This window comes from Blastococcus sp. SYSU D00695 (assembly GCF_054050555.1).
The window spans coordinates 32,065-57,363 of the sequence record NZ_JBJGZP010000016.1; the positions used below are offsets into that span (position 1 = coordinate 32,065).

Below are 25,299 nucleotides of genomic sequence, written 5' to 3' on the forward strand. Positions count from 1 at the left end.
ATGGACGGCGTGGAGCAGCCGACCCCCCTGGTGATCGACACGGACCCGGGCATCGACGACGCGGTCGCGATCCTGCTGGCGCTGGCCAGCCCGGAGGTGGACCTGCGCCTGGTCACCACCGTGCACGGCAACGTGGACCTGGCGCAGACGACGGAGAACGCGCTGCGGGTGCTGCACCTGGCCGGCCGCGCCGACGTGCCGGTCGCCGCCGGGGCGCGCGGGCCCCTCGTGCACCCGATGGCCCAGCGCGCCGGCCACGTGCACGGCGCCGCGGGCCTCGGCGGGGTGGAGCTGCCGCCGTCCCCCGCCGAGCCGGACCCCCGCCCGGCCGTCGTGGCCCTGGCCGACCTGCTGGCGGCGTCCGAGCAGCCGGTCACCGTGTGCGCGATCGGCCCGCTGACCAACATCGCGCTGCTGCTGGCCACCTACCCGGACGCCGCGGAGCGGATCGGCCGGCTGGTCGTGATGGGCGGCTCGGCCGGGGCCGGCGGCAACGTGACCGCGGCCGCGGAGTTCAACGCCTGGGCCGACCCCGAGGCCGCGCAGGCGGTGTTCTCCTCCACCGTGCCGACGGTCATGGTCGGGCTGGACGTGACGCTGCCGACCGTGCTCGGGCAGGCCGGCGTCGACCGGTTCGCCGCCGCCGGTCCGCTCGGGGAGACGACGGCGGCGGTCCTGCGGCAGTACATGGACGCCGCCCGCCGCAGCTACGGGGTGGACGGCGTCGTGGTGCACGACGCGCTGGCGGTGACCGAGGCCGTCGCGCCCGGCACGCTGGCGGTGGTGCCGCGCGACGTCGTCGTCGACACGGGCCTGGGCGCGACCCGCGGGATGACGCTGGTCGACCGGCGGGAGGTCTCCGGCTCGCCGACGGCGGTGCAGGTCGCCGAGGGCGTCGACAGCGCGGCGGCCGTGGAGTTCCTCGTGACCCGGCTGGCGGGGCTGGCCGCGGGGCGCTAGCCGGCCCGCTGGGTGGAGGCGACCACCCCGGCGGCGACGTCGCGCAGCTTGCGGTTGGCCCGCTGGGACGCCTCGCGCAGGATCTCGAACGCCTGCTCGGCGTCGACGGCCTGCTGCGCCATCAGCACGCCCTTGGCCTGCTCGATGACCGCCCGCGACTCCATGGCGATGCGCATGTTCCGGGCCTGCTCGCCGAGCCGGTGGTGGGCCTCGGCGTTGGCCACGGCGACCGCGATCGCCTCCGCGACGTCCGTGCCGGCGGCCAGCGACCCCGGGGTGGCGAAGGCGGCCGGCCGGGTCGAGTAGACGTTCAGGGCGCCGATCACCCCGCCCTGGTAGGGCAGCGGCAGCGAGAGCGAGGACCGCACCCCGAGCTCGACGACCCGCGCCATGTACCCCGGCCAGCGCTGCTCGGTGCGGGTGTCGTCGATCCGCAGCGGCACGCCGCCCCGGCCGGCGTCCAGGCAGGGTCCGGAGCCGTCGGCGTACTGGAGCTCGTCGGCCTCCAGCGCGAGCCGGGCGGAGAAGGCGGCGGTGTGGCCCCTGTCGCCGCGCACCAGCGTGATGGAGACGGCCTCCGCGCCGGGGATGCCGGCCGCCGCGACGGACGTGATCTCGCCGAGGACGTCGGCCAGGTCGCGGTCGGCGAGGGCGACGCGACTCAGCGACCGCAGCAGGTCATCCACGCGGTCATCGTGCCCCATGCCGGCCGGGCCACGGCCCGCTGCGACGTCCCGCCGATGCGAGACCGGGATGCGTCGGTCAGGATGGTCCTCGCCGGTGTCCCTGCCGGCGCCCGGCGGAGAAGACGCGGAGGGGATCGATGGGCGAGGAGGCGTGGCCGCACGCACCCGTGCCCTCGGTCGCCGGGGACGTCTGGCACTGGCAGCTGGAGGCCATGCACGTGGTCTCCCGCGTCCGCGCCGACCTGCGGGCCCGCGTCGCCCACCCGTCGGTGTCGACGTCGTCCACCGAGGACGCGCGCGACGGGCTGCTGCTGGTCTTCGAGGAGCTCGCCTCCAACGCGCTGCGCCACGGCGGCGGCGCCGTCCGCGCGCTGGTGGTGGCCAACGACGAGGGCTGGCTGCTCGACCTGAGCGACGAGGCCCCCGACCGCCCGCCGGTCCCCGCGCTGGACCGCGACCCGTCGCTGGGGGGCATGGGCCTGCACCTGGTGGCGCAGCTGTCGGTCGGCTACGGCTGGGAGTGCCGGCCCGGCCGCAAGCACGTGTGGGCGCGGCTGCCGTCGGGGCTGCGGCCGGTCGGGGCCGGGTCCGACCGGGTGCCCGAGCCGCGCACCCCGCCCCTGCCCCGGGGCTGAGGCCGCCGCGCCGCTCAGCCGGCGCGGGCCAGCGCCGCGGCGAACCGGTCGTGGTCGGCGCGGACGGCGGCCATCGGCGCGAGCAGCTCCTCCTCGCCGACCCCGGCCACCGCCGCGCGCAGCCGCAGCTCCGCGCGCCGCCGCCGGCGCCGGGCCCGGGCGTGCACCAGCGGCCGGGAGAGCAGCGCCAGCAGCGCCCCCGCCAGCAGGCCGCCGACGAGCAGCAACGTGGGCAGCGGGATCCCCTGGACGCGCGGCAGCGGGACGACGTCGTCCAGCCGCAGCAGCCCCAGGCCGGCCAGCGCCAGCAGCCACAGGACGCCGACCAGCGCCACCCCCGCCAGCGCCCACTGCAGGCCGCCGACGGCGCGCTGCCACAGCGGCGTCCGGTCGGGCCCCAGGTCGGTGCCGGCGACGGCGGCGTCCAGCCGGTCGGCCAGCCGCTCCTCCGACACCGCCACCTCGGTGCGCAGCGCCTCCGCCCACGGCCGCGGCAGCCCGGCGCCGGCAGTCTCCCGGGCGACGCGGACCGCGGTGGCCACGGTCGCGCGCTGCACCGCCCCCGCCGCGGGCAGCGACGTGCGGGCCGGCGGGCCGCCGGGGCCACGCTCGCCCAGGTGCAGCCGGCGCAGCGGGTCCGGCCGCAGCCCGCGGGCCCAGCGGACGAGCGGCCAGCCGGTGTGCGCGGCGCCGTCCCGGCGGACCGAGCGCTCCACCGCGCCGGCCACGACGGGCACGCCGGCCGCCGAGGCGAGCGCGTCGGTGAGCCGCTCGCGCTCGGCCCCGCCGAGCCGGACGCGGACCGGCTCGGCGGCGCAGCAGGCCCGCAGCTCGGCGACCGTGCCCGCCACGTCGGCGGCGAGCCGCTCGGTGGCGGCCCGCCGGGCGGCGACCCGCCCGGCGAGGTCGGACCGCAGCTCGCCCAGGCCCGTGCCGGCGCGCGCGGAGACCGCCAGCAGCGGGGTGGCCGCCAGCCCCTCCCGGTCGAGCAGGCCGCGCAGGTCGGCCAGGCAGGCCCGGGCGGCCGCGGGGTCGAGCCGGTCGACCTGGTTGAGCACGACGAGCAGCACCCCGGCGTGCCCGGCCAGCGGCACGAGGTAGCGCTCGTGCACGGCGGCGTCGGCGTACTTCTCCGGGTCCAGCACCCACACCAGGACGTCGACCAGCTCCACCAGCCGGTCCACCTCGAGCCGGTGCTCCAGCCGGACGCTGTCGTGGTCGGGCAGGTCGAGCAGGACCAGTCCGTCCAGGGCCGGGTCCGGGGGGTGGCGGTGCCGCCGCGGGACCTCCAGCCAGTCCAGCAGGCCGTCCTGCGGGTCGGCGCCCCACACGGTGGCGTGCGCGACGCCGGTGGTCGGCCGGCGCACGCCCGGGCTGCTCACCTCCGCCCCGGACAGCGCGTTGAACAGCGTGGACTTGCCGCTGCCGGTCGCGCCCGCCAGCGCCACCACCGTGCCCTCGCCCAGCGCCGTCCGGGCGCCGGCCTTCGCCAGCAGCGTGCGCGCCCGGCGCAGGGTCTCCGTCTCCTGGGGGCCCGCCAGCCGGTCGGCGGCGACGTCGACGGCCTCCCGCAGCGCCGCCAGCCGGTCGCCCAGCGGCACGGTGCGTGCCCTCATCGGCCGGTCCGCACCGCGGCGGACAGCGCGGCCGCGGCCTGCCGCAGGCCGTCCGCCGCGTCGCCGGTGGGCGCCGCGGCGGCCACGCGGGCGTCGAAGCGGTCGCGCTCGGTCTGCAGCAGGCGGTCGGCGCGCTCCAGGAGGTCCTCGCGGGCCCGGTCGGCGAGCCCGCGGACGGCGGCGTCGCCGAGCACCGCCTCCAGCAGCCGCTGGCCCAACGCCGTCGTCCCCCCGGCGACCGCCACCTCCGCGCCGGTGAGCCCGCCGGTGGACGCGAACACGGCGACCATGACGACGGCGCCGGCGCCGTTCACGCCCCACGAGGTCAGCCGCGCGCGGCTGCGCTTGCCGGCGCCCTGCTCGCGCACCAGGTCCAGGACGCCGCCCTGCCAGTCGCGCACCTGGGCCTCGGCGACCTCGGCGAAGTCGGGTGAGACCCGGGACAGCGCGTCGGCCTCCCCGGCGAGCAGGTCCGCGCCGCCGGGGAGCGCCGACCAGGTGCCCACCGTGCGCTCGGCGGCGCGGTCGGCCTCGGCGCGCAGCAGGGTGGCGACCCCGGTCTCCAGGGCGCCGGAGAGGTCCTCGGCGGGGGTGGGCCGGCCGGTGAGCGCGGCGGCGAGCCGGTCGCGCAGCCGGCCCACCGAGCTCTGCAGCGAGCGCATCCACTCGCCGGTGCCGACGAACTCCTGCCAGCGGGCCAGGACCTCCCCGCGCAGCAGCGCCCCGCCGCGGACGCCCTCGTCGACCGAGGCGCAGGCGTCGGCGTAGGCCGCGTGCGCGGCGGCGGTCAGCTCCCGGGCGGCCCGGTCCTGCTCCTCCACGGCCGCCGCGACGGCCGCGACCCGGCCCTCCAGGCTGCCCAGGGCGCCGGTGAGGGTCTGCCGGACGACGGCGGCGCGCTGCTCCCGGTCGGCGGCCAGCCCGTGCAGCCAGCCGCGGATCGGAGCGACCTGGTCCTCCGGCAGCAGCCCGCCGGCCAGCGGCCGCTCCTCGACCACGAACAGCCCGGCGGCGGCGAGCCCGGCCCGCTCCAGCATGCCGGCGAGGTCGCGCGCCACCTCGCCGACGGCCTCGGGCGGCACCCGGTCGAGGACGACGGCCAGGGCGGTCCCGCGTTCCTGGGCGGTGCGCAGCACGTCCCAGGGGACGGCGTCGGCGTACCGGGCGGCCGTGGTGACGAAGACCCACAGGTCGGCGGCGCCGAGCAGCTGGGCGGCGAGGTCGCGGTTGCCGGCGACGACGGAGTCCACGTCGGGCGCGTCGAGCACCGCGAGCCCGGCGGGCAGCTCCGGGCGGGCGACCAGCTCCAGCGTGCCGGGGCCGCCCGGGCCGCCGGTGACGCGGGCGAGCCCGGGCAGCACCCGGTCACCGGAGAACGCCGCGGCGTCGGCCGGCGCGCAGACCAGCACGGGCGAGCGGGTGGTGGGGCGCAGCACCCCCGACGCGGTGACCGGCACCCCGAGCAGGCTGTTGACCAGCGTGGACTTCCCGGCGCCGGTGGAGCCGCCGACGACGGCGAGCAGCGGGGCGTCGAGGTCGCGCAGCCGCGGCAGCAGGTAGTCGTCGATCTGGTCGACGACGGCGCGCGCGGTGCGCCGGGCGTCGTCGCGGTGGGCCGTGGCCAGGCCCAGGGGCGCCCCGGCCACCCGGTCGCGCACCTCGGCGAGGGCCTCGGGCAGCCGGGCGGGGAGGGTCACCGGGGCGGGATGCCCCGTTCTCCCGCCGGCTACCCGCGAGGTCAGCCGGGCAGGGGGGCGGGGTCCCGGCGCGGCGGCAGGGTGCCGACGGCGTTGCGGGTGGCCTTGGCGGAGTAGAGGCCGGCGTCGGCCCGGCCCATCAGCTCCGCGGGGGTGGCGTCCGCGGCCGCGGCCACCCCGAGGGAGAGCGTGACCTCGCCCGGGACGAAGCCGGGTGGCGTGAGGCCGGCGCCGGCGGCGCGCAGCGACTCGGCGAGCTCGGCGGCGCGGGCGGCGTCGGAGCCGGGCAGCAGGACGGCGAGCTCGTCGCCGCCCAACCGCGCCACCAGGTCCCCGGCGCGCACGCGGCGCAGGAGCAGGCGGGCGACCTCGCGCAGCACGGCGTCCCCGCCGGCGTGCCCGTGCCGGTCGTTCACCTGCTTGAAGTGGTCGATGTCGATGACGACCACCGCCACCGGCACCCCCGGGCGCGCGCAGGCCGCGGCGAGGGCGGCGTCCCAGCGGCGGCGGTTGGCCAGGCCGGTGAGCGGGTCCTCGAGGCTGAGCCGCTCCAGGCGGTCCAGCAGGTCGCGGGTGCGCTCCCGCTCGTGCAGCAGGTGGACGCGGGCGGACAGCTCGCGCGACCCGAGGGTGTGCCGCACGGCGTGGGTGACGGTGGCGACGACGCTGGCGGTGGCCAGCCAGAAGACGACGGCCGCCACGTCGACGTCGGGGATGTCCCGCGGGGCGAGGGTGAAGGCCGCGACGAGGGCGACCCAGGTGACGGCGACGAGCCCCGCCGTCCAGCGCAGCGAGGCCGCCAGGACACCGCCGCAGCCGTAGATCGCCAGGGACAGGCCGGAGGCGTAGGACTCGGTGTTGTCGACCTGGGCGGTCATCCAGCTCACGGTGAGCTGCACGCAGACGAGGGCGGAGACGGTGAGCAGCGCCGGGCGGCGCCGGCCGATCGGTGCCCGCCAGAGCAGCAGCAGGCAGGCCAGCATCGGCAGCTCGGTGGCCAGCCGCACGGCGAGGAACCGCGGGGCGAGGGCGGGCTCGAGGTAGGCGTCGAACAGCCCCCACGCCGGGAACAGGACGACGGCCACCGAGACGACGACCAGGCCCGACGCGCGGGCCCGCTGCTGCGCCAGGCCGGCGATCTCCGCCTCCGCGCCGGGGTCGTGCCCGGGCGCCCGCTCCTCGCCGGTGGCGGGCAGGCCACCGGCCAGGAAGGCGCCGATCAGGTGGCGCACGACGGGATCAGGCACGATCCGGTCATCGGCATCAGGCGCCCGGTGCCTTCGCGGTACCGGGCGCCGTCCCCCTCCGGCGGGTGAGGGCGGGTCAGCCGCTGCGGCGGGCGGCGTACCCGGCGACGAACTCCCGCAGGCCCTTGGTCGGCCGCAGCCAGGCGCCGTCGGGCGGCAGCGCGTCCAGGCGCACGCGGTCCAGCGGGGCCGCGAACGCGCCGGGCACGTCCTCGATGTCGATGAACTCGAGCAGGTCGGAGCCGATCGCGTACCCGGCGACCTCGCTGAACGCGACGACGGTGACCTGCGTGCCCGCCCGCACCAGCTCCTCGAGCGGCTCGGCGAAGTTCCGCCCGTCGCCGGAGAACACCACCAGGCGGCGCAGCCGGTGGCTGTGCCCGCGGACGGCGATGTGGTCGAGCATGTCCTGGTCGATGTCGTCGTCCGGCTGGGTCTTCGGCCGGGCGAACACGGCGTAGCCGAACCCGCGCAGGGCCTCCACCCAGCCGCGCATGCTGCCCACGACGGGCGGGATGTTGGCGAACACGCACGCCTCGACCTCGGGGGCGTCGGGCGCCGCCGCGTCGCCCGCGGCGTCGACGAACCAGGCCGCTATGGCGTCGAAGCGGGGGCGGGAGGCCGCGGTCGGCCGCGCGCCGATCACCGTCGACAGGGTCATGTCGATGTTCGGGGCGTCCCAGATGAGCAGGTCCAGCTGCGGGCGGGGCCGGCCGTCCGGGGACCCGGCCGCCGGGGCGTCCACCTGCACGGGGGAATCCGTCACGGGAGCAGTCTGCACGACGGCGGGGACGGTGCCCGGCACCGCGGCGGGGAGGGGGTCCGGCACCGCGGGAGGGACGGCGGCGGGAGCCGACGGCGCCCCGCCCGGGGACACCGCCCGCCGCCGCTGCCGCCGCTGCGGCGGGCCGGCCGCCGGACGTCGGGCCGGTTCGGGCGCGCGCGTGGTCGGGAGCACCGGCGCCCCTACCGCGGGGACCCCGACAGGGCCAGGGCGCACGAGTCGCCCCCGGCGTCGCGCACCCGGCCGGCCCACCGCCAGACCTCGCTCGCCGGCATGGGCCGGGCCAGCAGGTAGCCCTGGGCCAGGTCGCAGCCGGCCTCCCGGACCATCTGCAGGTGCTCGGCGGTCTCCACGCCCTCGGCGACCGAGCGGATGCCCAGGGTGCGGGTGAGCGCCACGATCGCGGCCAGCACCGCGCCGGTGCCGCCGGCGGCCAGCCGCTGGGCCGCCGTCAGCAGGGACCGGTCGATCTTCAGCGTGCCGATCGGCAGCTGCATCAACTGGGCCAGCGAGGACCACCCGGTGCCGAAGTCGTCGATCGCCACCCGCACGCCGGAGTTGCGCAGGACCGACAGCTGGTCCTCGGCGCGGGTCGGGTCCTCGGCCACGCTGGTCTCGGTCAGCTCCAGCACCAGCTGGTCGGGGGCCAGCCCGGAGTCCCGCAGCGCCACCCGGACGTCGCGCACCAGCGTCTCGGCCGAGAAGTGCCGGGCGCTGATGTTCACCGACATCCGCAGGTCCAGGCCCTGCGCCGCCCACTCGGCGGCCTGCCGGGTGGTCTCGCCCAGCAGCCAGCGGGTGATCGGGATGAGCTGGCCGGTCTCCTCGGCCACGGAGAGGAAGGCGTCGGGGCTGAGCAGCCCCCGCTCCGGGTGCTGCCAGCGCAGCAGCGCCTCCACGCCCTCGATGCCGCCGTCGTCGACCCGCACGACCGGCTGGTAGTGGACGACGAGCTGCTCCAGGGCGCCGTCGCGCAGCGCGTTGGCCACCTCCAGCCGCCACCGGGCGGCGTCGCGCAGCCCCGGCGAGAACAGGTGGATCCGGTCGCGGCCGGAGCCCTTGGCCGCGTAGGCCGCGGCGTCGGCGTCGCTGAGCAGCTGGTGCGCCTGGCGCTGCCCCGGCTGCCCGACCGCGACCCCGATGCTGGCCGACAGCGGCACCGCCAAGCCCTCGGCGACGAAGGGCTGGACGAAGGACTGCTGCAGCCGGAAGGCCAGCGCGGCGGCCTCGTTCTGGTCGCAGGCGCGGGCGAGCACGAGGAACTGGTCGCCGCCCAGCCGGCCGACGGCGTCGTCCGGGCGGACCTGCCGCGCCAGCCGGGCACCGACCTCCCGGAGCAGCTGGTCGCCGACCTCGTGGCCGAGCGAGTCGTTGATCGTCTTGAACCCGTCGAGGTCCAGGAACAGCAGCGAGGTGTGGGTGGGGTCCTCGGCCAGGGCCTCGCCGGTCAACCACAGCAGCCGGCTGCGGTTGGGCAGCCCGGTCAGGTCGTCGTGGGTGGCCTGCCACTGCAGCTCCTGCTGGTGCCGCATCCGCTCGGTGATGTCGGTGTGGGTGACCACGACCTGGCGGGTGTCGTCCACCCGGGCGGCCTGCAGGCGGAACCACAGCCGGCGGTCGCCGAGGGGGAACTCGTAGTCCCGGGCGAAGGTCGGCACCGCGCCCTCGCGGACGTCGGCCAGCCCGGCCGAGATCTCCCGCAGGTCCGGCCCGGACCAGCCCTGCGCCATCACCGTGAGGTAGTCCCGGCCGAGCTCCCCGGGGCGCAGCCCGGCGGCGGCCGCCTCCCGCGCCTGCTCCTCCCACAGCCGGTTCACCGTGAGGATCCGCCCCTCGGGGTCCAGCAGGACCGTGGGCTGCGGGAGCGCGTCCAGGACGGAGGCGAGCCGGCGGATCTCGGCGGCCTGCTCCGCGCGCAGCAGGCGTTCGGCCTCCACGTCGCGCAGGAACACCGACAGACCCTGGGGATCGGCGAAGGCCCGCACCTCGAACCAGCGGCCCAGCGGCTCGTAGTGGTACTCGAAGACCCGCGGCTCGCCGTCGTCCAGGACCGCCGCCAGCTGCCGCTCGACCTCGGTGTCGCGCAGCGCGGGGAACGCCTCGAACAGCTCGCGCCCGAGGAGGTCCTCGGCCTGCTCCATCACCAGCGCCTCGACGGCGGCGTTCAGGTAGGTGATCTGCCAGTCGCGGTCCAGGTGGTAGACGGCGTCGGGCACCGCCGCCAGCAGGTCGCGTTGGGCACGCACCGCCGCTCCGTCGTCTCCGTGCACTCGCCCGCTTCCTTCTCCCCCTGCGGAGCCCGGCTCCGTGCTCGGGCCCGGACCTGCCGGACGGCAGCGGCCCCACGACGGCACGGAGTCCGACGCACCTCCGAGAGTAGTGGCACGCCGCCGTTCCGGGCACCGGTCGCGTCAGGTCGGTGCGACCACCGCCCGCGCCGCGATCCGGGCCGCCGGCGTTCCCGCAGGCAGCGTCCCCGGCACGACTCCCCAGTCCCCGCCGAGCCGGGTCGCGCAGAAGGTCCCGGCGACCTCCGCGGGCGCGTGCCGCAGCAGCAGCGACCCCTGCAGGCACAGGGCCAGCAGGCCGGCCACCCGCCGCGCGCGCGTCTCCAGGCCCTCGGCGTCGGCCAGCTCCGCGCGCAGCCGGCGGACCGCCGCGTCGTAGCGGTCGTCGGCGCCGCGGGCGAGGTCGAGCTCCGCGTCGACGGCGGCCACCGACGCCGCCGAGCGGCCCAGCGCGCGCAGGACGTCGAGGGCGATGACGTTGCCCGAGCCCTCCCAGATCGAGTTCAGCGGCGCCTGCCGGTACAGGCGCGGCATGCCCGACTCCTCGACGTAGCCGTTGCCGCCGAGCACCTCCAGCGCCTCGGCGACCACGCCCGGCGTCCGCTTGCAGACCCAGAACTTCGCCGCGGCGACGGCCAGCCGCAGGAACGCCGACTCCCCGGCGTCGACCGCGGCGGCCAGCCGGATCGCCAGCGCCGTCGCCGCCTCGCTCTCCACCGCCAGGTCGGCCAGCACGTTCTGCATCAGCGGCTGGTCGGCCAGCAGGGCCCCGAACGCGCGCCGGTGCCGGGCGTGGTGCAGGGCCTGGGTGAGCGCCGCGCGGATCGTGGCCGCCGACCCGAGCACGCAGTCCAGCCGGGTCGTCGCGACCATCTCGATGATCGTCGGGACGCCGCGGCCGGGCTCGCCCACCAGCCACGCCGTCGTCCCGTCGAACTCCACCTCGCCGGAGGCGTTGGCCCGGTCGCCGAGCTTGTCCTTGAGCCGCTGCAGCCGGAAGACGTTGCGGCTGCCGTCGGGCAGCACCCGCGGCACCAGGAAGCAGGTGACGCCCTCGGGCAACCGGGCCAGCACCAGGAACACGTCGCTCATCGGCGCCGAGGTGAACCACTTGTGCCCGGTCAGCGCGTACGTGCCGTCGTCGGCCGGCACGGCGCGGGTGGCCGTGGCGCGGACGTCGGAGCCGCCCTGCTTCTCGGTCATCCCCATGCCGGCGACCAGGCCGGGCTTGGCCGCCGGGTCGGTGAGCCCGGGCCGGTAGCCGCGGCCGGTCAGCCCCGGCTCCCAGACCGCGGCCAGGTCCGGGGCGGCACGCAGGGCCGGGACGGCGGCGTAGGTCATGGTCACCGGGCAGCCGTGGCCCATCTCGACCTGCGTCCAGCCGAGGTAGCCCACCGCCCGGCGGACGTGCGCGTGCGGGCTCGGGTCGGCGGGGTCCTGGCGCCAGGGGGCGCCGGCCAGGCCGTGCCCGACCGCCGTCCGCATCAGCTCGTGCCAGGCCGGGTGGAACTCGACCTCGTCGACGCGGTTGCCGTAGCGGTCGTGGGTCCGCAGCACCGGCCGGTTCTCGTCGGCCAGCCGGCCCCACTCCCGCGCCTGCTCGCTGCCGGCCAGCGCGCCGAGGTCGGCCAGGGAGGCGAGCGTCGCCGCGTCCGCGTGCCGCACGCAGGCCTCGGCCAGGGCGGCGTCCCCGGCGATCGGGTCGTGGCCGGCCAGCGGCGGCACCTGGTTGGTCACCTCGTGGGTGGCGCTCATGGCCAGGACGGTAGGACCCGGCGGGTTCCACGTGGAACCGCGCCGAGATCGCCGATCTCGGCGGGATCAGCCGCTCATGCCGCCGAGATCGCCGATCTCGGCGGGATCAGCCGCTCATGCCGCCGAGATCGCCGATCTCGCCGGAGGAGGGGCGGGGGTGGGGACGGCGGGCGGGGCAGGGGCGGTCAGCGGACCAGGCGGTGCAGCGCCCACTGCGCGAGCGGCACGTAGGGCAGCACCAGCGGCGCGGGGCCGGTCGTGCGCAGGCCGGTGGTCGTGCCGCCGTCCGGACCCTCGGTCACCCAGTGGTGCAGGCGCAGCCGCAGCGGGCCGGCGCCGACCGACCACGTCCAGGAGCGGGCGTGCGGGTCGACCGACTCGACCGTGAACGGCAGCGGGACGCCGAACCCGTGCACCCGGCCGCGGGCGCCGGCGGTCAGCAGCCGGTGCGGGCAGTCGACGCCGGTGATCTGCGGCGCCCACTTCGGCCAGCGGTCCAGGTAGAGGTAGCGGTCCCAGACCTGGCCCGGGGGCAGCGGCCCGGTCGCGTGCAGCGTCGTCGTCGTCATGCCGTCCTCCTCACGCCGTCCTCCTCAGGCTCTCCTCGTCACGCGGGGGGCCCGCCGAGCAGCAGCTCGCGCAGCATCTGCATCGCCAGCACGACCGACCGCGCCCGCACCGCCGACCGCGACCCCGGCAGGCGGACGGCGCGGGCCACCACGCCGTCCGGGCCGACCGCGCACAGGTGCACGGTGCCCACCGGCTTCTCCGCCGACCCCCCGCCCGGACCGGCGACGCCGGTGATGCCGACGCCGACGTCGGCGCCGAAGCGGGCCCGGGCGCCGTCGGCCAGCGCGCGGGCGACCTCGGCGCTCACCGCGCCGTGCTCGGCGATCATCGGCGCGGGGACGTCGGCCATCGCCTCCTTGGCGGAGTTGGCGTAGGAGCACACCCCGCCGAGGACCCAGGCCGAGGAGCCCGGCCGCTCGGTGAGCCGGGCGACCAGCAGCCCGCCGGTGCAGGACTCGGCGGTGGCGATCGTGAGTCCCCGCTCGGCCAGGGCGCCGGCCACCAGGTCGTCGACCGTCGGGCCCGTCGAGTACAGGGTGTCGCCGTACTCGCCGGCGAGCACCGCCGCGAGCCGGTCGTAGGCGGGCTGGGCCTCGGGCCCGTAGCGGGTGACGATCTCCAGCTCGCCGTCGCGCAGGCAGGTGGTGATCTCCAGCCCGGCCAGCTCGGCGTCGTGCTCGCGCAGCGTGGCGGCCAGCTGCGCCTCGAGCGTGCCCCACAGCCGGACTGTCTCCTGGCGCAGCTCCCCGCCGGCGGCCAGCACCCGCGCGACCGGGGCGGCGGCGATCGCGGCCGGCCACATGCCCTGCAGCTCCGGCGGCGGTCCGGGCAGGACGACGACCGGCGGCCCGCTGCGCCCCTCGGCCGGGGGGACGACGAGGCCGGGCGCGGTGCCGACCGGCTCCAGCACCGTCGCGCCGGCCGGCACCCGCGCCTGCTTCTCGACGCCGGCGGCCTGCGCCTGCGGGTCCACCCGCCACCCGCGGCGGGCGGTCAGCCGCGTCACGATCGCGTCGATGCGCGCCGCCAGCTCCGGGTCGACCGCCGACGGGCGCCCCTGCCAGTCCCCGACCACCTGGGCGGTGAGGTCGTCGGCGGTGGGGCCCAGCCCGCCCGAGGTGATCAGCAGGTCCGCGCCGGACCCGGCGAGGAAGTCCAGCGCGGCCCGCAGGTCCTCCGGCCGGTCCCCGACCACCACCACCGACGCCACGTCCACCCCGGACTGCCGCAGCTGCTCGGCCAGCCACGGGCCGTTGCGGTCGGCCACCCGCCCGGTGAGCACCTCGGTGCCGGTCACGACGATGCCTGCGCGCGTACCCACGCTGCGACCTTAGGCAGGCCCCGCGCCCGCCACCCCTCGCGAGCGGTCAGCCCCGCCCGTTCCCGCGGCCGTTCCCGCCGCCGTTGCCGTTCCCGTTGCCCTGCCCGCCGCCGTTGCCGCTCCCGTGCCCGTTGCCGTTCCCGTGCCCGTTGCCCTGCCCGCCGCCGGGAGCCGGGGCGGGCGCCTCGGCCGCAGGCGGCACGGCGGCCGACGTCCCGGGGTCGGCGGTGGCCGGGCCGCCGTCCACCGGCACGGACGACGACGGCACGGACGGCGGCACGGGCTGCGGCACGGACACCGGCGGCACCGACGGGGGCACGGACGACGGCGCGGGCGGCGCGACGGCCACGGTGAGGGTGACCCGGGTCCCGGCGGCCAGCGCGCCGGTGGGCCCGACGGCGGTCACCAGGCCCGGCGCGGACGCCGCGGTCTGCGCCGTCTGCCGCGCCACCTGCAGGCCGCGCGCGGTCAGCTCCGCGGCGACCTCGTCGGCGGGCCGGCCCACCAGCTCCGCGGCGGTCACCTCGACCGGCGCCGGCGACCCCGCCGCCCCGCCGGTCCCCGCGGCGGCGGCCGGCAGACCGGGGTCGGCCGGGGTGGTCAGGGACAGCAGCCCCACCCCCAGGCCCGCCCCGACCAGCAGCGTGGCCAGCGGCACCAGCGCCCGCCGGCCGCGGGACCGCACCGGCACCGGGAGGACCCGGGTGCGGGGCGCCCGCACCGGGTCGAGCCGGCGGCCCGCGCGGACGTCGGCGACCGCGGCCCGCACCGCCGCGCCGTCGGCCAGGCGCCCGGCCGGGTCCTTGACCAGCATCCGGTCCACGAGCCGACGGACGTTCTCGGGCACGTCGGCCGGCAGCGGCGCCGGCTCCTCGCGGATCTGCCGCAGCGCGATCTGCACGGGGCTCTCGCCATCGAAGGCGCGCTCCCCCGCCAGGCACTCGTAGGCGACCATCCCGAGCGCGTAGACGTCGCTGGCCGGGCCCGCCTGCCGGCCCTCGGCCTGCTCGGGCGAGAGGTAGGAGGCGGTGCCGACCACCTGCCCGGTGCGGGTGAGCGGCGCGCTGGTGGACGTCCAGGCGATGCCGAAGTCGGTGATGCGCACGACGCCGTCGTCCCCGAGCAGGACGTTGCCCGGCTTGACGTCGCGGTGCACCACGCCGGCGGCGTGCGCCGCGGCCAGCGCGGCGGCCGTCTGGTCCAGGACGTCGAGCACCAGCGCCACCGGCGGCCGGGGCTCGCGCGCCAGCCGGGTGGCCAGGGACTCGCCCTCGACCAGCTCCATGACCAGGTACGCCGACACCTCCGCCCCGGGGTCCGCGCCGGCGGTCACCTCGCCGTAGTCGTGCAGGGCCGCGATGTTGGGGTGCACGAGCTGCGCCGACAGCTGCGCCTCGGCCCGGAAGCGCGCCAGCGACACCTCGTCGTCGGTGTACTCGCTGCGCAGCAGCTTGACCGCCACGGTCCGCCCCAGGCGCAGGTCGCAGGCCCGCCACACGCGCCCCATGCCGCCGGTGGCCAGCAGCTCCCGCAGCTCGTAGCGCTCCCCGAGGACGCGACGGACCGGTCCACCCACCCTGCGCGCCCCCGTCCGCCGTCCCCGTGCCGCGGGGGGATGCCCCGGACGGGGCCGTCCGGAAACCCCGGGTCAGGGGGTGGCGGCGCTCGAGGTCGCGGGCGGGGTCTCGTCGTCGGTCGGCGTCGCCGTCTCCGTCGGCGGGGTCGTGGTGGCCGTGGCGGTCGCGCTGGTGGTCGCCGTCGCGGTGGCCGTGGCGCTCGAGCCCGACCCGGTCGGGGCGGACGTCCCCGGGCCGGGCGCGGTCGGGGTCGGGGACGCCGTCGTCGTCGGCGGCGTCGGCAGGACCTCGCCGGGCAGCGGCTCGTCGTCGCTGACCGCGGCGAGCCCGCCCGCGCCGGCACCGCTGCCGGGCCGGTCACCGGTCCCGGTGCCGCCGTCGGGGGCGAGGGCGAACCAGACGTGCACGTCGTCGCCCTGCCGCAGCGCCCGGCCGGTCGGGTCGAGCCGGGTGACGGTGCCGGGCGCGGCGACGGCGCTGACCTCGGGGTGCCGGAAGACGCTCAGCCCGAGGGCGGACAGCTCCGCGGCCACGTCGTCGACGGGCCGGGCGACGTAGTCCTCGCCGGCGAGGACCAGCTCCCCCGCCTCCTGGGTCTGCGCGGCGGCGACCGGCGCGGGCGGCGGCGGGTCGGACAGCGCGAGGAAGACCCCGGCCGCCGCGGCGGCCCCCAGCAGCAGGGCGACCAGCGGCACCAGCAGCGCGCTGGCCCGGCGCCGGGCCGGCGGCGGGGGCGTGCGGCGGGCGCCCACCGGGATGACGCCGGTGTCCCCGGCCGGCACCGACGGCGGCGCCGGCGGGGCGGGAGCCACCGGCGGCGGGGCGATCGGGCGGCCGGCCCGGGTGTCGGCGATCGCGGCGGCGAACGCGGCGCCGTCGGCGAGGCGGGCCGCCGGGTCCTTGGCCAGCGCCCGCGTGATGATCGTGCGGACGCCCGTCGGGAGCTCCTCCGACAGCGGCTGCGGGTCCTCGCGCAGCTGCTTGAGCGCGATGGTGACGGCGTTGTCGCCGTCGAAGGCCGGGCGCCCGGCCAGGCACTCGTAGCCGACCAGGCCGAGCGCGTAGACGTCGCTGGCCGGCGTGGCCAGCCGCCCCTCGGCCTGCTCCGGGGAGAGGTACTGGGGGGTGCCGATGACCTGCCCGGTGCGCGTCAGCGGCACGCTGCCGGCCGACCAGGCGATCCCGAAGTCGGTGATCTTCACGCTGCCGTCGGGGCAGACGAGGATGTTGCCGGGCTTCACGTCCCGGTGCACCAGCCCCACCCGGTGCGCCTCGGCCAGCGCCGAGGCCGTCTGCTGGAGCACCGACAGCGTCGTGGCGGCGTCCAGCCGGCCCTCGCGGCGCAGCACCGCCGACAGCGGCTCGCCCTCGACGAGCTCCATCACCAGGTAGGCCAGGGTCTCGCCGTGCTCCGAGGAGGTCTCCCCGTAGTCGAAGACGCCGGCGATGTTCGGGTGCGACAGCGCGGCCGCGTGCTGCGCCTCCGCCCGGAAGCGGGCCAGGAACGTCGGGTCGCCGGTGTACTCGCTGCGCAGGACCTTGACCGCCACGGGCCGGCCGAGCAGGACGTCGGTGCCCCGCCACACCTGGCCCATGCCCCCGGAGGCGATCAGCCGGACGAGCTCGTAGCGCCCACCCAGATCGCGCCGCCCCGGCTCCACCACCGCGGTCCCCCTCGCCAACGTGCCCAGTGCAGCAGCGGTGGGGCGTCGGTCCGCCGGTCCCCCCGGTGTCCACCGCCGTCCGCCGCCGACATCCTCCCAGGCATCGGCCCGTCGCGGTACCGGCACCACGCGTCACTTCTCCCCCACCCGTGTCACGCGCGCCACACCCGCGGGGAACGCGGCTCGGGCGACCCAGCGGCACGCCGGGAGCGCCCGGGGCCGGGTCAGCCCTCGAAGAGGGCGCGCCCCCACCAGTCGGCGTCGTCGCGGACGCCGGGCGGGCAGGCGAACACGGCCGAGGAGGTGTGCCGGATGTACTCGTTCATCGCGTCGGACCGCAGGTTGCGCTGGACCTGCACGAACCCGGTCTCCGGGTTCCGCTGGAAGGCGATGAAGAACAGGCCGGCGTCCAGCCGTCCCAGGCCGTCGCTGCCGTCGACGAAGCTGTAGCCGCGGCGCAGGATCGCCGTCCCCGAGTTGGTCGGGTGGGCGAGGAAGACGTGGCTGGTCTCGGGGATGGCGAAGTCCCCGTCGACCTGCGCGGTGAAGTCCACCGGGTCGAACTCGTCGCGCTGCCCGAGGGGGGCGCCCCGGTCCTTGGTCCGGCCGATCGTCCGCTCCTGCTCACGCCGGGTGGAGCTGTCCCAGGGCTCGATCAGCATCCGGATGCGCCGGGTGACCAGGTAGCTGCCGCCACGCAGCCAGTCGTCGGCCCCGGCGGTGTCCTCGTCGCCGACCCACACGAACCGGTCGAGCGTGCTCGCGTTCTCGGCCTTGAGGTTGTCGGTGCCGTCCTTGAACCCGAAGAGGTTGCGCGGGGTCGACTGCCCGGTGCTGGTGGACGACGTCCGGCCGAACCCCAGCTGCGACCAGCGGACGCTCACCACGCCGGCGCCGAGCCGGACCAGGTTGCGGACGGCGTGCACGGCCACCTGCGGGTCGTTCGCGCAGGCCTGGATGCACAGGTCACCGCCGCTGATCGCCGGGTCGATCTGGTCGCCGGCAAAGGAGGGCAGCTCGACCAGCGGCGCGGGCCGGCGGCCGGCCAGCCCGAAGCGGTCGACGCCGTCGGCGGTGGTGAACAGGGTGGGGCCAAAGCCGATCGTGAGGGTCAGCCCGGCCGGCGGCAGGCCGATGGCCTCGCCGGTGTCGTCGGGGACGTCGTACTCCCCGCCCCCGACCGCGCCCACCGGGCCGGCGTCCTGCCCCTGGGTCATCCGTCGGGCGGCGGCGGTCCAGTCGCGCAGCAGCTGCACCAGCTCGTCGCGGCTGTCGGTGGTGACGTCGAGCGCGACGAAGTGCAGCCGGTCCTGGGCCGGGGTGACGATGCCGGCCTGGTGCTCCCCGGTGAACGGAACGGCCTCGGTGGCGGCGGTGGCGACGTCGGTGCGCGCCGGCTCCGCGGTCGCCCGGCCCAGGGCGATGCCGCCGACGCCGCCCGCGAGGACGCCCGCCGTCCCCGCGCCGAACGCGCCCAGCAGGCGCCGCCGGGACAGGCCGGCCGGCGGTGCGGTGCCGGCCGGGGTCGCGGTGCCGGCCGGCTGCTCGGCGTCGGGGGTCGGGGTGTCGCTCATCGTCCCTCGTGCTCCGGGGAGGTCGTGGGGGTCACAGGGCGGGGGTCACCGGGCGGGGGTCACTGGGCGTCGGCCACCACGGAGGCGACCCGGCCCACGGACTCGGACAGGGCGGTGATGCTGTCGCTCAGGCCCTGCAGCTGGTCCTCGGTGAGCTCGTTCTGCAGCAGCCAACCGTCGCCCGACCGGTACTGTTCCAGCTCCGCCTCGGTGGCGGCGAAGCGCTCGTCGATCTCGGCGACCAGGTCGGCGTCGGCCTCGGCGAGGAACGGCCGCAGCGCCTGGACGGCGGCCTCGGACCCCTCGAGGTTGGCGGCGAAGTCCCACAGGTCGGTGTGGGAGTACCGCTCCTCCTCGCCGGTGATCTTGCCGGTGGCGATCTCGTCCAGCAGCGCCTTGGCGCCGTTGGCCAGCTGCAGCGGCTCCAGCGTGACCTCGTTCGCGCGGTCGACGATCTCCTGCACGTTCGCCAGCAGCTGGTCGGCGTAGGGGCCCATGTCCGACACGTCCCCGGCCACCCAGAGCGCCTGCTCGATGCGGTGGTAGCCGGTGAAGTCCTGCCCCTCCTCCTGGTCGCCCTCGCGGCCGTCGATGACCGGGTCGAGGTCGCCGAAGCTCTCCGCGACCGGCTCGATCCGCTCCCAGTAGGTGCGCGCGACCGGGTACAGCGCCTTGGCGCCCTCGATGTCGCCGGCCTTGACGGCGTCGACGAAGGCGGTGGTCTGCTCCAGCAGCGCGGCGGTCTGGCTCTGCACGTAGCGCTGGTAGTCCCGGCCGGCCTGGGCGAGGGTCTCGTTCTCGCTGAGCTGCTGGGCCTCACCGGTGATCGTGAGGTCCGAGCGGATCCCGTCGCCGACCATGCCGGGCTTGCAGGCGGTCTGGTAGTCGCCGGCGGGCAGCTCGACGAGCAGGCTGCGCGCCACGCCGGGCGCGATGTTCTCGACCTCGCCCATGACGCGGTCGCCGTCGGCGTAGACGTAGAACTCGGTGACCTGCGAGCCGCTGTTGGTGACCTGGAACTCGTGCGTGCCGGCCGGCAGCTCGGTCGCGTCGACGTCGCAGGCGTCGTCGGTGGCCGCGACCGCGATCGTGTCGGCCGCCTCGCCCCCGCCACCGCTGGACCCGCCGTCGTCGCCGGAGGAGCAGGCGGCGGCGGTCAGCGCGGCCAGCAGGCCGACGGCGACGAGGGGGAGGGTGCGACGGTCACGAACGGACATGCTCGGTGGTCTCCGACTGGGTGGGGGCGGGGGCCGGCGAGGCGCCGGGGGAACGGGGGGCCGGGCGGGACGGCCAGAGGAAGAACGCCAGCACGGGCACCAGGTAGGCCAGCCAGGCGACCGTCTCGAGCACCGACGGCTGCGGGGTGAGGTTGACCAGCCCGCGGAGGAACTCGGCGTACCAGGTGCCCGGCGTCAGCCAGGAGGAGGCGTCGAAGGCGTGGACGGTCAGGCCGGGCAGCACGCCGGCCTCCTGGAAGTCGTGGACGGCGTACTTGAAGATCCCGGCGGCGACGAGGATCAGCAGCAGGCCGCTGATGGTGAAGAACCGGCCGATGTCGATGCGGACGGCGCCCAGGTAGAGGGCGATCCCGAGCACGACCGCGGCCAGCAGGCCGGCGCCGAGGCCGAGCAGCGGCTGGGGGCTGACCGCGCCCTGGGCGGAGGCGAAGAACAGCAGCGTGGTCTCCAGGCCCTCGCGGACGACGGCGAGGAAGGCGATGCCGACGACGGTCGCGACACCCAGGCCGGCGGTGCGGCCCAGCGCGCCGTCGAGCTGGCCGCGCAGCTCGCCGGAGAGGCGGCGGCCCGCCGTCCGCATCCAGAAGACCATCCAGGTGACGAGCGCGACCGCGACCGTCGAGGTGATCGCGTCGAACAGCTCCTGCCCGGGGCCGCCGAGCACCGTCGTGGACACGTAGGACAGCACCGCGCCGAAGCCGATCGACAGAGCCGCGGCGACGCCGACGCCGGACCAGACGGCGGGCAGGTGGCGGCGCCGGCCGGTCTTGACGAGGTAGGCGACGAGGACCGAGACGACGAGCACCATCTCCAGGCCCTCGCGCAGGCCGATGAGGAAGCTGGCGAGAAACACGGGCCACCGCTCTTCCGCGATCGACGGGACCCCGCCGTCCGGCTCAGGGCAGGCACACCTTACTCACCGATCCTGCGACCGGCGCCCGTCCCGGGCGCGGGCGGACCCGTCCGCCTGTGACGTTGCACCGAGGTTGCACCGGTGGCCCGCGCTCGGCCGGGGGCTTGCCCGGCCGACCCGACACTGTGACGGTGGACACGTCCTGCCGCCCGTCACCTCGAGGAGACCCCCCGTGCCCGACGCCCCCGACATGACCGAGGTCCTGGCCGACGCGCCCACCAACTGGGGGAAGTGGGGCGACGACGACGAGGTCGGGTCGCTCAACTACCTCACCGCGGACGAGGTGCTGCGCGGGGTCCGGCACGTGCGGCAGGGCAAGGTGTTCACGCTGCAGCGGCTGATCGGCGACCCGAAGGGCGACCCGGTGTGGCCGGGCCGCAAGCCGGCCGAGCGCACCCAGATCCTCGACGAGTCCAGCTGGGACTCCCCCGACGCGCCGCAGTTCCCCGGCGGCCTGCACTACGCCGACGACAAGATCAACGCGTTCCTGCAGGGCTCCACGCAGTACGACGCGCTCGGTCACGTCTGGTACGGCGGCCAGATCTGGAACGGCTACGACGCCCGCACGACCGTCGGGGGCATGGACAAGGCCAGCGTCGAGCCGATCGCCCGCCGCGGCGTCGTCGGCCGCGGGCTCCTGCTGGACATGGCCCGCTTCCGCGGGAAGACCACCCTGGAGAAGGGCGAGACGTTCACCCACGAGGACCTCGTCGCCTGCGCCGAGGCCCAGGGGACGCCGATCGAGAAGCGCGACGTCCTGGTGATCCGCACGAACTTCCTGCAGCTGTTCCACGAGCAGGGCGACGCGTTCTACGAGGGCTTCAACGAGCCGGGCCTGGTCTACAGCCCCGAGCTGGTGCGCTGGTTCCAGGACATGGAGATCCCCAACCTCGCCACCGACACGATCGCCAACGAGGTCACCTACGACCCGAACAACGGCACGGCCCTCCCGCTGCACTGCGCGCTGATGCGCAACCTCGGCGTCACGCTCACCGAGATCTGCGACCTGGAGGAACTGGCCGCCGACTGCGCGGACGACGGGCAGTACGCGTTCCTCTGGGCCGCGGCGCCGCTGAAGATCCACCTGGCCACCGGCTCGCCGGTGAACCCGCTGGCGATCAAGTAGGCCCGCGGTGAGCGCGTGCGAGGTGTCGACGTGAGCGTCTACGACGAGCGCCCCTGGCTGGCCCGGTACGCCGAGGGCCTGCCGGCCGACCTCGGGATCGAGTTCGGCAACGCGCTGGACATGTTCCGCGCCGGCGTCCGGCGCGACCCCGACGGCGTGGCGCTGCGGTACTTCGACGGCACGGTGACCCGGCGGGAGCTCGACGAGCTCAGCGACGCGCTGGCCACCGGGCTGCTCGACTCGGGGTTCACCCCGGGCGACCGCCTCGCCGTCTACCTGCAGAACGTGCCCCAGTTCGTCATCGCGATGGTGGCGACCTGGAAGGCCGGCGGCGTCATGGTCTCGATCAACCCGATGAGCCGGGCGCGGGAGCTGTCCTACCTGCTGGCCGACTCCGGGGCGACGGTGCTGCTGTCCCTGGAGGCGCTGTACGACGAGGTCGCCCGCGACGTCGTGCCCGGCACCGACGTGCGGCTCGTGCTCACCACCAGCGAGCTGGACTTCCAGACCCGCGACGACCCGCGGCTGTTCGCCGGCACCCGCCGGCAGCGGCACGAGGGGACCGAGGACCTGCTGGAGTTCGCCGGCCGCTTCCGCGGGCAGGCCCCACCGGCGGCCTCCCTCGGCCCGGACGACGTCGCGTTCCTGACCTACACGTCGGGGACGACCGGGGTGCCCAAGGGCGCGATGAACACCCACCGCAACGTCGTCTTCACCGCGCAGGTCTACCGGGACTGGACGCACGCCGGGCGGGACGGGGCGGTCTTCGGCATCGCCCCGCTGTTCCACATCACCGGGCTGATCGGGCACATCGCGGTGAGCATGCTGGTGCCCGCGCCGCTGGTGCTGGCCTACCGCTTCGAGCCGCAGGTGGTGCTCGACGCGCTGGTCGAGCACCGGCCGGCGTTCACCATCGGGGCGATCACCGCGCTCAACGCCCTGCTCCACGCCCCCGGCTTCACCCGCGACCACTTCGCCTCGTTCACCTCGGTCTACTCCGGCGGCGCGGCGATCTCCCCGACCGCGGAGAAGGCGTTCCGCGAGGCCACCGGCATCCAGGTGCACAACGCCTACGGCCTGACGGAGACGACGTCGCCGATGACCGTGACGCCGTTCGGCGCGCCGTCGCCGGTCGACCCGACCTCCGGGGCGCTGTCGGTCGGGGTGCCGGCGCCGAACACGATCGTCCGCATCCAGGACGACGAGCACCGCGACCTGCCGCTCGGCGAGATCGGCGAGATCGTCGCCGAGGGGCCGCAGGTGGTGGCCGGCTACTGGGGCAAGCCCGAGGAGACCGCGGCCGGGCTCCCCGGCGGGGCGCTGCGCAGCGGCGACGTCGGGTTCATGGACCCCGACGGCTGGGTCTACATCGTCGACCGCAAGAAGGACATGATCAACGCGTCGGGCTACAAGGTGTGGCCGCGCGAGGTCGAGGACGTGCTGGCCGAGCACCCGGCCGTCCGCGAGTCCGCCGTCGTCGGCGTCCCCGACGAGAAGCGCGGGGAGACGGTGAAGGCCTACGTCAGCCTCAAGTCGGGCGCCCAGGTCACCCCCGAGGAGCTCATCGCGCACTGCAAGGAGCGGATGGCCGCCTACAAGTACCCGCGGCAGGTGGAGTTCCTCGACGAGCTGCCCAAGACCGTGACCGGCAAGATCCTCCGCCGCGAGCTGCGGGGGCGCGGCGTGGCAGGGTGACCGGCGGGCCGCGGCGGGCGCGGTCCGGCCCTGGCGCACGGGAGGACGACGGATGACGAGCACGGTGTCCCGGCAGGACGCGGACGGCGTCGCGACGATCACCCTGCAGCGGCCGGGACTGACCGCGGCGATGCGGCGGGAGCTGCTGGCCGTCGTGACCGAGGTGGCGGCCGACGAGTCGGTGCGCGCCGTGCTGCTGACCGGGTCCGGCCGGGCCTTCTGCGTCGGGCAGGACCTCGACGAGCACGTGGCCTCGCTGCGCGGGGACGCCGAGCGGTCGCTGCACGTCGTCCGGGACGAGTACAACCCGCTGGTGCTGGCGCTGGCCGCGGTGCGGGTGCCGCTCGTCGTCGGCATCAACGGCGCGTGCGCCGGCGCGGGCCTGGGCATCGCGCTCGCCGGCGACCTGCGGGTGGCCGCGGCGGGCGCCAAGTTCACCACGGCGTTCACGGCCATCGGCCTGTCCAGTGACTCCGCGCTGGCCTCCCGGCTGGTGCACTGCGTCGGCGGCTCGCGCGCGGCCGAGATGCTCCTGCTCCCCGAGCCCTTCCCGGCCGAGACCGCGGCGCAGTGGGGGCTGGTGCACCGGGTCGTCCCCGCCGAGCAGGTGGCCGAGGAGGCGCGCGCGCTGGCCGTCCGGCTGGCGGCGGGCCCGACCGCCGCCTACCGGGCGGTGAAGACGGTGCTGGCGACGGCGGCCACGGACTCCCTGGAGGACACGCTGGCCCTCGAGGCCGAGCTGCAGTCCCCGCTGGGCGCGACCGCCGACCACCGCGAGGCGGTCGAGGCGTTCCTCGCCAAGCGCCCGGCGGTCTTCACCGGCCGCTGACCCCGGCGCCGGGACGGGGCCGGGCCGGGTGATGTGCGGTCAGGGCGCTCGGCGGGCCGGGTGATGTGCGGTCAGGGCGCGTTCTGGCTCCAGAACCCGCCACGACTGCACATCACCGGCTGCTGAGCGGGGTCAGCGGGCGAGGGCGGTGCAGGAGACGCACACGTCCCGACCCTGGACCGGCCAGGTCTGCTCGACCGAGACACGGGCCAGCGACCCGCAGAGGGTCAGCTCGCAGGCGCCGTCGACCTCGCTCGGGTGGCGGTGCAGCTCGACCGCGTGCCACAGGGCGGCGGTGGGGCCGTGCGCCCGGCTGCGGGCGGCGGCGTACGTGGTGCGGGCGGCGACGGAGGCGCTCATGAGCAGGTGGTCGGCCGCACGCACCGGCGGCCGCAGGCCTGCGACACCGGCGTCACCCCTGCGGGGGAGGCCGACCCCGCGACGGGGAGCGGGCCGGCCCGGCAGGATGGGCGCATGGAGCTGACCAAGCACGGCCACGCCTGCGTCGTCCTCACCGAGGGGGACCGCCGGCTGGTCCTCGACCCCGGGGGGTTCACCGACCCGGCGGTCCTGCAGGGCGCCAGCGCGGTGCTCGTCACCCACGAGCACCCCGACCACCTCGCACCGGAGCCGCTGCGGGCCGCGATGGACGCCGACCCCGCGCTCGAGGTGTGGACGAACGGTTCGGTCGCCGCCCGGCTGGAGGGCCTGGGCAGCCGGGTGCACGTGGTGGGCGACGGCGACGCGGTCACGGTCGCGGGCTTCGACGTCACGGTGCACGGCGAGCTGCACGCGGTGATCCACCCGGAGGTCCCGCGGGTCGCCAACGTCGGGTTCCTGGTCGGCGGGGAGGTCTTCCATCCCGGGGACGCGTTCACGGTCCCCGGCGTGCCGGTGACGACACTGCTGCTGCCGGTGCACGCGCCCTGGTCGAAGGTGTCGGAGGTCATCGACTACGTCCGCGCGGTGGGCGCCGACCAGGCGTACGCGGTGCACGACGGGTTGCTCAACGACCGCGGGCTGGGCCTCGTGGGGGGCCTGCTGGGCGAGCGGGGGCCCGGCACCCCGACGCCCTACGGCCGGCTGGCGCCGGGGGACTCGGTCGAGCTCTGAGTCCCCCGGCG

Annotated in this window: 21 protein-coding genes; 6 read left to right on the forward strand and 15 right to left on the reverse strand. The window is 76.8% G+C overall.

The annotated features are described in order from the left end of the window. The first annotated feature begins 9 nt into the window (after positions 1–9). Positions 10–960, forward strand: a complete 951-nt coding sequence (locus ACI781_RS12195) for a nucleoside hydrolase (RefSeq protein ID WP_456566370.1) — start codon at positions 10–12, stop codon at positions 958–960. On the opposite strand, the gene ACI781_RS12200 is transcribed toward ACI781_RS12195, so the two are convergent. Beyond that, on the reverse strand, positions 957–1,646 hold the full coding sequence (locus tag ACI781_RS12200; RefSeq protein WP_456566371.1) for a GAF and ANTAR domain-containing protein: 690 nt from the start codon (positions 1,644–1,646) through the stop codon (positions 957–959). The two genes, ACI781_RS12195 and ACI781_RS12200, sit on opposite strands and share 4 nt — an antisense overlap. A gap of 137 nt (positions 1,647–1,783) precedes the next feature. Between ACI781_RS12200 and ACI781_RS12205 the strand changes: the two genes are divergently transcribed. Beyond that, positions 1,784–2,281: an ATP-binding protein gene (locus ACI781_RS12205; RefSeq protein WP_456566372.1), complete on the forward strand. Its 498-nt coding sequence runs from the start codon at positions 1,784–1,786 to the stop codon at positions 2,279–2,281. 14 nt (positions 2,282–2,295) lie between these two features. On the opposite strand, the gene ACI781_RS12210 is transcribed toward ACI781_RS12205, so the two are convergent. From ACI781_RS12210 to efeU, 13 genes are all read right to left on the reverse strand, one after another. Then, positions 2,296–3,897 carry a GTPase gene (locus ACI781_RS12210; RefSeq protein WP_456566373.1) on the reverse strand — a complete coding sequence of 534 codons (1,602 nt, stop codon included), beginning with the start codon at positions 3,895–3,897 and terminating at the stop codon, positions 2,296–2,298. Beyond that, entirely contained in the window at positions 3,894–5,594 is a 1,701-nt protein-coding gene (locus ACI781_RS12215) for an ABC transporter (RefSeq protein ID WP_456566374.1), read from the reverse strand. Before ACI781_RS12215 ends, ACI781_RS12210 begins: the two co-directional genes overlap by 4 nt. A gap of 41 nt (positions 5,595–5,635) precedes the next feature. Next, a complete protein-coding gene (locus tag ACI781_RS12220) occupies positions 5,636–6,841 on the reverse strand; it encodes a diguanylate cyclase (RefSeq protein ID WP_456566375.1) in 1,206 nt (401 codons plus the stop codon). A 76-nt stretch (positions 6,842–6,917) separates the two neighbouring features. Beyond that, a complete protein-coding gene (locus ACI781_RS12225) occupies positions 6,918–7,607 on the reverse strand; it encodes an NYN domain-containing protein (RefSeq protein WP_456566376.1) in 690 nt (229 codons plus the stop codon). A gap of 200 nt (positions 7,608–7,807) precedes the next feature. Further along, positions 7,808–9,871: a putative bifunctional diguanylate cyclase/phosphodiesterase gene (locus tag ACI781_RS12230; protein ID WP_456566377.1), complete on the reverse strand. Its 2,064-nt coding sequence runs from the start codon at positions 9,869–9,871 to the stop codon at positions 7,808–7,810. Positions 9,872–10,036: 165 nt separating this feature from the next. Further along, a complete protein-coding gene (locus ACI781_RS12235) occupies positions 10,037–11,668 on the reverse strand; it encodes an acyl-CoA dehydrogenase family protein (RefSeq protein ID WP_456566378.1) in 1,632 nt (543 codons plus the stop codon). Positions 11,669–11,853: 185 nt separating this feature from the next. Further along, positions 11,854–12,237 (reverse strand): SRPBCC family protein, encoded by a 384-nt coding sequence (locus ACI781_RS12240; protein ID WP_456566379.1) that lies wholly within the window; start codon positions 12,235–12,237, stop codon positions 11,854–11,856. 38 nt (positions 12,238–12,275) lie between these two features. Beyond that, a complete protein-coding gene (locus ACI781_RS12245; RefSeq protein ID WP_456566380.1) occupies positions 12,276–13,559 on the reverse strand; it encodes a competence/damage-inducible protein A in 1,284 nt (427 codons plus the stop codon). Between the two features lie 46 nt (positions 13,560–13,605). Further along, positions 13,606–15,135, reverse strand: coding sequence for a serine/threonine-protein kinase (locus ACI781_RS12250; protein ID WP_456566381.1), 1,530 nt, complete (start codon positions 15,133–15,135; stop codon positions 13,606–13,608). A 72-nt stretch (positions 15,136–15,207) separates the two neighbouring features. After that, positions 15,208–16,818 carry a serine/threonine-protein kinase gene (locus ACI781_RS12255; protein WP_456566382.1) on the reverse strand — a complete coding sequence of 537 codons (1,611 nt, stop codon included), beginning with the start codon at positions 16,816–16,818 and terminating at the stop codon, positions 15,208–15,210. A 206-nt stretch (positions 16,819–17,024) separates the two neighbouring features. Further along, positions 17,025–18,374 (reverse strand): iron uptake transporter deferrochelatase/peroxidase subunit, encoded by a 1,350-nt coding sequence (efeB, locus tag ACI781_RS12260; RefSeq protein ID WP_456566383.1) that lies wholly within the window; start codon positions 18,372–18,374, stop codon positions 17,025–17,027. A 59-nt stretch (positions 18,375–18,433) separates the two neighbouring features. Further along, entirely contained in the window at positions 18,434–19,591 is a 1,158-nt protein-coding gene (gene efeO / locus ACI781_RS12265) for an iron uptake system protein EfeO (protein ID WP_456566384.1), read from the reverse strand. After that, on the reverse strand, positions 19,578–20,465 hold the full coding sequence (gene efeU, locus ACI781_RS12270) for an iron uptake transporter permease EfeU (RefSeq protein WP_456566385.1): 888 nt from the start codon (positions 20,463–20,465) through the stop codon (positions 19,578–19,580). Before efeU ends, efeO begins: the two co-directional genes overlap by 14 nt. A 232-nt stretch (positions 20,466–20,697) precedes the next feature. Between efeU and ACI781_RS12275 the strand changes: the two genes are divergently transcribed. From ACI781_RS12275 to ACI781_RS12285, 3 genes are read left to right on the forward strand one after another with little or no spacing between them, the layout of a single operon-like run. Next, positions 20,698–21,651, forward strand: a complete 954-nt coding sequence (locus tag ACI781_RS12275) for a cyclase family protein (RefSeq protein WP_456566386.1) — start codon at positions 20,698–20,700, stop codon at positions 21,649–21,651. A gap of 30 nt (positions 21,652–21,681) precedes the next feature. After that, positions 21,682–23,346, forward strand: coding sequence for an AMP-binding protein (locus ACI781_RS12280; protein ID WP_456566387.1), 1,665 nt, complete (start codon positions 21,682–21,684; stop codon positions 23,344–23,346). A 52-nt stretch (positions 23,347–23,398) separates the two neighbouring features. After that, entirely contained in the window at positions 23,399–24,175 is a 777-nt protein-coding gene (locus ACI781_RS12285; protein WP_456566388.1) for an enoyl-CoA hydratase-related protein, read from the forward strand. Between the two features lie 132 nt (positions 24,176–24,307). Here the strand turns inward: ACI781_RS12285 and ACI781_RS12290 are convergent, their stop codons facing one another. Further along, a complete protein-coding gene (locus ACI781_RS12290; RefSeq protein ID WP_456566389.1) occupies positions 24,308–24,535 on the reverse strand; it encodes a hypothetical protein in 228 nt (75 codons plus the stop codon). Positions 24,536–24,649: 114 nt separating this feature from the next. On the opposite strand from ACI781_RS12290, the gene ACI781_RS12295 reads away from it, so the two are divergent. Continuing rightward, positions 24,650–25,288: an MBL fold metallo-hydrolase gene (locus tag ACI781_RS12295; RefSeq protein WP_456566390.1), complete on the forward strand. Its 639-nt coding sequence runs from the start codon at positions 24,650–24,652 to the stop codon at positions 25,286–25,288. The last annotated feature ends 11 nt before the right edge of the window (positions 25,289–25,299 follow it).